This window comes from Streptomyces sp. NPDC006339, assembly GCF_040612775.1.
Lineage (GTDB): Bacteria > Actinomycetota > Actinomycetes > Streptomycetales > Streptomycetaceae > Streptomyces.
Genome location: NZ_JBEXQW010000062.1, coordinates 37,858 through 43,887, shown reverse-complemented (window position 1 = coordinate 43,887; position 6,030 = coordinate 37,858). Strand labels below are relative to the sequence as shown.

The window sequence follows — 6,030 nt, the reverse complement described above, 5'->3', positions numbered from 1 at the left end:
CGGTGGTGCCCCAGACGCCCGCCTCGGCGACCTGCACATGGAGCTCCGGCACCCGCGGGTGACCGGCCCTCGCCCGACCGCCGTGAGGTCACGCCTTCGCCGGGTCGACCTTGTAGGTCTTGGCGATGTCGTCCAGGACGGAGTTCGCGCCGTACAGACCCACCGCGCTCATCCAGATCTTGTCGTCGACCTCGTGCTTGGCGCCCTTGAGCTGCTTCCACAGCGGGTTCGCCTCGAACTTCTCCTTGGTCTGCTTGGAGAGGCCCGCCTCGTCGGCGTACACGGAGATGAAGATGTCGTTCGCGTCCATCTTCGCGATCTCCTCGTCCGAGATCTCGGTGTTGAAGCCGGTGCCGGTCGCGGCGGCGGGCTTGGCGAAGCCGAGGTCCTTGACGATCACGCCGACGTAGGTGTCCTCCTTGTAGATGCGGGTCGGACCGTCGACGAAACGGACCACCGAGACCGAGGGGTTGGTGCCCTTGGCCTTGCGGACGCTGTCACCGATGGTCTTCGCGCGCTTCTCGAAGGCGGCGATCCGCTCGTCGGCGGCCTTCTCCTGGCCCATGGCCTTGCCGACCAGGCGCAGGTTGTCCTTCCACGTGCCGCCGGTGGTCTCGGAGAAGACGGTGGGCGCGATGGCGCTGAGCTGCTTGTAGAGCTTCTCGTGGCGGACCTTGGCGGAGAGGATGAGGTCCGGCTTGAGCTGGACGATCTTCTCCAGGCTCGGCTCGTCGAGGGTGCCGACCGGCTTGGCGTTCGGGGCGTAGGTCTTGACGTCCTCGCCGAAGTAGGCGGGGAGGGAGCTGCCGCTGCTGGCGATGGTGGTGTAGCCGACCACCTCGCCCTTGAGCGCGAGGGTGGCGTCCACGAAGGTCATGTCCAGGGCGACGATACGCTTGGGTGCCTTCTTCAGCTCGGCCTTGCCCATGGCGTGTTCGACGGTGCGGGGGAAAGCGGAGTCCGAGGCGGCGGGGGTGTTCCCGGCCTTCGTTCCGTCGCCCTTCGCATCGGAGTCGGTGCCGCAGGCGGCGGTGGCGAGCAGACCGGCGGTGACGGCGACGGCTCCGGCGGTACGGCCGAGGCGGCTGAGCCAACGGGCTCTCATCAGGCGGTTCCCTTCTTTCACACGGGGGGTGCGGCTGTAAGGATAGGCTCACCTAACTTGTATGGGTGGGGTTCGGAGGGATCGTGACAGAAACGCTATCTGCGCCGCCTCGGGCGAGCCGGGCGCGGCGGTCCGCCGCGGCGGACCGCGCACGCAGACGCTGGACGGGCCTGCTGGTGCTGGCAGTTGGGCTGATCGTGGTGATGGTGCTGAGCATCGTGTTCGGCACCAAGTCGCTGACCCTGGCCCAGGTGTGGCACGGGGTGTGGAGCCCGTCCGGCACCGAAGGGGACGTCATCGTCCGCAACCTGCGGCTGCCGCGCACCGCGCTCGCCGTCACGGCCGGCGTCGCGCTCGGCGTCGCCGGGGCACTGATGCAGGGCCACACCCGCAACCCGATCGCCGATCCCGTACTGCTCGGAGTCAGCGCGGGAGCTGGCCTGTTCGTCACCGGCGGCATCTTCCTGCTCGGGCTCACGACGCTGTACGGCTACGTCTGGTTCGGCTTCCTGGGCGCGATGCTCGCCAGCGTCGTGGTCTACGTGGTCGGTACGGTGTCGAAGGGCGGCGCCACCCCGGTCACCCTGGCCCTCGCCGGTGCCGCCGTCCACGCCCTGTTCACCGCGCTGACGGCGGGCGTCGTGCTCTTCGACCAACAGGCCCTGGACGTCTACCGGTTCTGGACCGTCGGATCGGTGAGCGGACGCACCCTCGATCTCACGATCCAGATGCTGCCCTTCGTCGGGGCCGGACTGCTCCTCGCCGCCGCCAACGCGCCCGGTCTGAACGCCCTTTCCCTGGGCGAGGACGTGGCCAGGGCGCTCGGCGTCCGGATCGGCCTCACCCGGTTCACCGGCATGGCGGCGATCACCCTCCTGACGGGCGTGGCGGTCGCCGCCTGCGGGCCCATCGGGTTCGTCGGCCTGATGGCCACCCACATCGGCCGGTCCTTCACCGGCCCCGACTACCGCTGGGTGCTCGCGTACGCGGCTCTGCTCGGCGCGGTCCTCATGCTGGGCGCGGACATCCTGGGGCGCCTGGTGGCCCGGCCGGGGGAGCTGCCCGTCGGCATCATGCTGGCGTTCCTCGGCGCCCCGCTCTTCATCTACCTCGTACGCCGTAGGAAGCCGGTGCGACTGTGAGCGTGAGCATGGACGTCAAGAAGTCCGGGGCCGGGACGGCGTCCGCCGGGGCGGGCGCCGGGCGGTCCGTCGTGCCGGGACGCCGGCCCTTCCGGCTCGGCCCGGTCTCCGGGGTGTGGCGGCCCCGCGCGGTCCTCGTGCCCGCGGCCGCGGCCCTCGCGCTCCTCGCCGCCGTCGTCGTCAGCACCGGCCGCGGCGACTTCGCGATCCCGCTGCCGGACGTCGTCCGGGTCCTCCTCGGCGGCGGAACCGAGGCCGACCGGCTCGTCGTCCTCGACTTCCGCCTCCCCCGCGCCGCCACGGGCGCGTTCGTCGGGGCCGCCCTCGGCCTCGCGGGCGCCATCATCCAGGGCGTCGCCCGCAACCCCCTCGCCAGCCCCGACATCCTCGGCGTGACGGCGGGCGCGGGCACGGGCGCCGTGACGGTCATCGTCCTGGGCGGGGAGTACGGCAGCGTCAGCGGCCCGCTCGCCGAGATCGGCGTCCCGGCGGCCTCCGTCGCCGGCGGCCTGCTCGCCGCCGCGGTCGTCTACCTCCTCGCCGTACGGCGGGGCCTCTCCGGCTACCGCATGCTGCTGGTCGGCGTGGGCGTGCAGGCGATCCTGTCCAGCGTGATCTCCTGGCTCCTCGTCAAGGCGTCGATCGTCGACGCCGGCCGGGCGATCCTCTGGCTCACCGGCAGCCTCAACGCCACCACGTGGGACAACGCCCGCGCCGTCGGCTGGGCCCTTGCCGTGCTGCTGCCCCTGGCCCTGGTGCTGTCCTTCCCCTTCGGTGCGCTGAACTTCGACGAGGACACCGCCCGCGGCCTGGGCGTGCGGATGAACGCGAGCCGCGGCGGCCTGCTGCTCGTCGCGGTCCTGCTCACCGCGACCGCGACCGCCGCGGCGGGCCCCGTCGCCTTCATCGCCCTCGCCTGCCCGCAGCTCGCGGTCCGGCTGCTGCGCACCGGCACCCCGCCGCTCCTCGCCTCGACCCTGCTGGGTGCCGCCGTCACCGTCTGGGCGGACGTCCTCGGGCGCACCGCGTTCGGGAGGATCGAGCTTCCCGTGGGCATCCTCACCGCCGCCCTCGGCGCCCCCTACCTGCTCTACCTGCTCGTACGGAGCGGAAAGGCCCGGAGATCATGACCGAGACCGACCTCACGAAGCGGCCCGCGGCGACGGCGGGCGCGGCCATCCGGCTGCGGGCCGAGCGGCTGTCCCTGGCCTACGGCGAGCGGACGGTCGTCCACGACCTGGACCTGGACATTCCCGACGGGTCCGTCACCGCCGTGATCGGACCGAACGGCTGCGGCAAGTCCACCCTGTTGCGGTCCTTCGGCCGGCTGCTGCGCCCCAGGAGCGGCCACGTCCTGCTGGACGGGCGGCCCGTCCACACCATGCCGACCCGGGAGGTGGCCGGCCTGGTCGGGCTGCTGCCCCAGACCCCGGAGGCTCCCGAGGGCATCACGGTCGCCGACCTGGTGGCCAGGGGCCGGCATCCGCATCAGAGCTGGTACCGGCGCTGGTCCTCCGACGACGAGACGGCCGTGGCGGACGCGCTGCGCGCGACGGGGACGTACGACCTGGCCGAGCGCACCCTGGACGAACTCTCGGGCGGCCAGCGGCAGCGCGCCTGGATCGCGATGGCCCTGGCGCAGAACACGGAGATCCTGCTGCTCGACGAGCCGACCAACCACCTCGACCTGGCCCACCAGATCGACGTCCTGGACCTGGTCCGCGAGCTGCACCGGGACACCGGCCGCACGGTGGTGATGGTCCTGCACGAGCTGTCGCTCGCCGCGCGGTACGCGGACCGGCTCGTCGCGATGAAGGAGGGCCGCATCGTGGCTCAGGGCGCGCCCGCCGAGGTGCTGACCGAGGAACTGCTGCGCGAGGTCTTCGACCTGGAGGCCCGGGTCCGTTACGACGAGGAGTGCGAGGCGCCCGTCGTCGTGCCGCTCGGCCGTCATCGCCGGACGGCGGCGGCGGTGGCGGACGCCTGAGCCCACCGACCTGTTCGGTCTTCAACTTGCTTTGCGTGAGCGGCGGTTCCTGCGGGGGCCGCCGCTTCACGTTTTTCAAGATCCCTCTTGTAAAAGGTGAAGGTTAGGCTAACCTAACTGTCGAACCGGCTGGGGCGCAGACCCGGCCGGTGAGTCATGCCGTCGCGCGCACGACCCTCCCGCACCACGATCGAAGGGCACTTCGCCATGCTGCGTGCTCAGCTACTGGAACGTCAGGCGCTTCGCGAGTCCTCCGCCCGCACCTACGCCCGCTCCCTGCCGGTGGCGCCCGTCGCCGCCGCCGGAGCCGTCGTCACCGGCGCCGACGGCCGCACCTACCTCGACTGCCTCTCCGGCGCCGGAACCCTCGCGCTGGGGCACAACCACCCCGAGGTCGTCGCGGCGCTCCAGGCAGCCCTCGCCTCGGGCGCGCCGCTCCACACCCTCGACATGATCACCCCTCAGAAGGACGCCTTCAGCGGCGAGTTGCTCGGCCGTCTGCCGGGGACCCTGCGCGACACGGCCCGGCTCCACTTCTGCGGCCCGGCCGGCACCGACGCCGTCGAGGCCGCGCTCAAACTCGCCCAGCACGCCACCGGCCGCCAGGGCGTCATCGCCTTCACCGGCGCCTACCACGGCATGACCCGCGGCTCCTCCGCCGTCTCCGGGCCCGCCCGGATGCGGGAACTCGGCGCGGACGGCGCCCTTCCGGTGACCCGGCTGCCCTACCCGTACGGCTACCGCTGCCCGTTCGGCGTCGGGGCCGAGCAGGCGGGGGAGCTCTCCGCGCGACTCCTGGAGAGCTTCCTCACCGACCCCAGCAGCGGCGTGGCGACCCCGGCCGCCGTCATCCTCGAAGTCGTCCAGGGCGAGGGCGGCGTCGTGGAAGGGCCGGACACCTGGCTGCGGGAGATCCGCCGCATCACCGCCGAGCACGGCGTCCTCCTGATCATCGACGAGGTGCAGACCGGCATCGGGCGCACCGGGCACTTCTGGGCCTGCGAACGGGCCGGCGTCACCCCCGACATCCTCGTCACCTCCAAGGCCGTCGGCGGCGGCCTGCCGCTCGCCCTCATCGCCTACCGCCCCGACCTCGACACCTGGCGGCCCGGAGACCACACCGGAACCTTCCGCGGCAACACCCTCGCCATGGTCGCCGGAGAGATCACCCTGCGGACCGTCGCCGAGCAGCAGCTCGCCGAGCGGGCGGAGAAGCTCGGCGAGCGCATCCGCCACGGCCTCGACGAACTCGCCCGGGAACACGCCGCCTTCGGCGACGTGCGGGGCCGGGGACTGATGATCGGCGTCGAGATCGTCGACCCGGGCGGCACACCGGACCGCCTCGGCTCCCTGCCCGCCGATCCCGCCTTCGCCCGCGCCCTGCGGTCCGCGTGCCTGGACAACGGCCTGATGCTCGAACTCGGCGGCCGCGACGACACCGTCGTCCGCCTCCTCCCGCCGCTCGTCCTGACGGACGACCAGACCGACTCCGTCCTGGAACGACTGGCCGCGGCCGTGCAGACCGTGGAGCGTGCCGCGTGACACAGCAGTCCCTCGCACCGTCGGGCGGCGGCGTCCCCACGGCCGTGTCCACTGCCCTTTCCGCCGCGGTCCCGGGTGCCGTTTCGCGGGGTGGCCAGGTCTTGGGCGGCGGGGCGCCGGGCGGTGAGGCGCCCGGCGGGCAGGCTCCGACCGGCCAGGAGGCCGCAGGCCAGGCGCCGGCAGCCCAGGGCCCGACCGGCCAGGCACCGACCCGCCGGGCACCGGCCGGTGAGGCGCCCGAAGGGCAGGCGCCC

Annotated in this window: 5 protein-coding genes; 4 read left to right on the top strand and 1 reads right to left on the bottom strand. The window is 72.7% G+C overall.

Annotated features, from left to right (window positions below):
* Positions 1–88: 88 nt before the first annotated feature.
* Positions 89–1,105 (bottom strand): iron-siderophore ABC transporter substrate-binding protein, encoded by a 1,017-nt coding sequence (locus ABZ135_RS34150; RefSeq protein ID WP_356701470.1) that lies wholly within the window; start codon positions 1,103–1,105, stop codon positions 89–91.
* 176 nt (positions 1,106–1,281) lie between these two features.
* Here ABZ135_RS34150 and ABZ135_RS34145 point away from each other — a divergent pair, with 176 nt between their 5' ends.
* The 4 genes from ABZ135_RS34145 to ABZ135_RS34130 all read left to right on the top strand — a co-directional run bounded on the left by ABZ135_RS34145 (position 1,282) and on the right by ABZ135_RS34130 (position 5,776).
* Entirely contained in the window at positions 1,282–2,247 is a 966-nt protein-coding gene (locus tag ABZ135_RS34145; protein WP_356701469.1) for an iron ABC transporter permease, read from the top strand.
* An 8-nt stretch (positions 2,248–2,255) separates the two neighbouring features.
* A complete protein-coding gene (locus ABZ135_RS34140) occupies positions 2,256–3,377 on the top strand; it encodes an iron ABC transporter permease (RefSeq protein ID WP_356701482.1) in 1,122 nt (373 codons plus the stop codon).
* The gene (locus ABZ135_RS34135; RefSeq protein ID WP_356701467.1) at positions 3,374–4,234 is read left to right on the top strand and encodes an ABC transporter ATP-binding protein; all 861 of its coding nucleotides are present in this window, start codon (positions 3,374–3,376) and stop codon (positions 4,232–4,234) included. Before ABZ135_RS34140 ends, ABZ135_RS34135 begins: the two co-directional genes overlap by 4 nt.
* A 207-nt stretch (positions 4,235–4,441) precedes the next feature.
* Positions 4,442–5,776, top strand: a complete 1,335-nt coding sequence (locus ABZ135_RS34130; protein WP_356701465.1) for a diaminobutyrate--2-oxoglutarate transaminase family protein — start codon at positions 4,442–4,444, stop codon at positions 5,774–5,776.
* The last annotated feature ends 254 nt before the right edge of the window (positions 5,777–6,030 follow it).

Bases quoted from the DNA above. Each gene is read 5' to 3' on its own strand.
- ABZ135_RS34150 (WP_356701470.1), bottom strand. From the start codon at position 1,105: ATGAGAGCCCGTTGGCTCAGCCGCCTCGGCCGTACCGCCGGAGCCGTC.
- ABZ135_RS34140 (WP_356701482.1), top strand. From the start codon at position 2,256: ATGGACGTCAAGAAGTCCGGGGCCGGGACGGCGTCCGCCGGGGCGGGC.
- ABZ135_RS34135 (WP_356701467.1), top strand. From the start codon at position 3,374: ATGACCGAGACCGACCTCACGAAGCGGCCCGCGGCGACGGCGGGCGCG.
- ABZ135_RS34130 (WP_356701465.1), top strand. From the start codon at position 4,442: ATGCTGCGTGCTCAGCTACTGGAACGTCAGGCGCTTCGCGAGTCCTCC.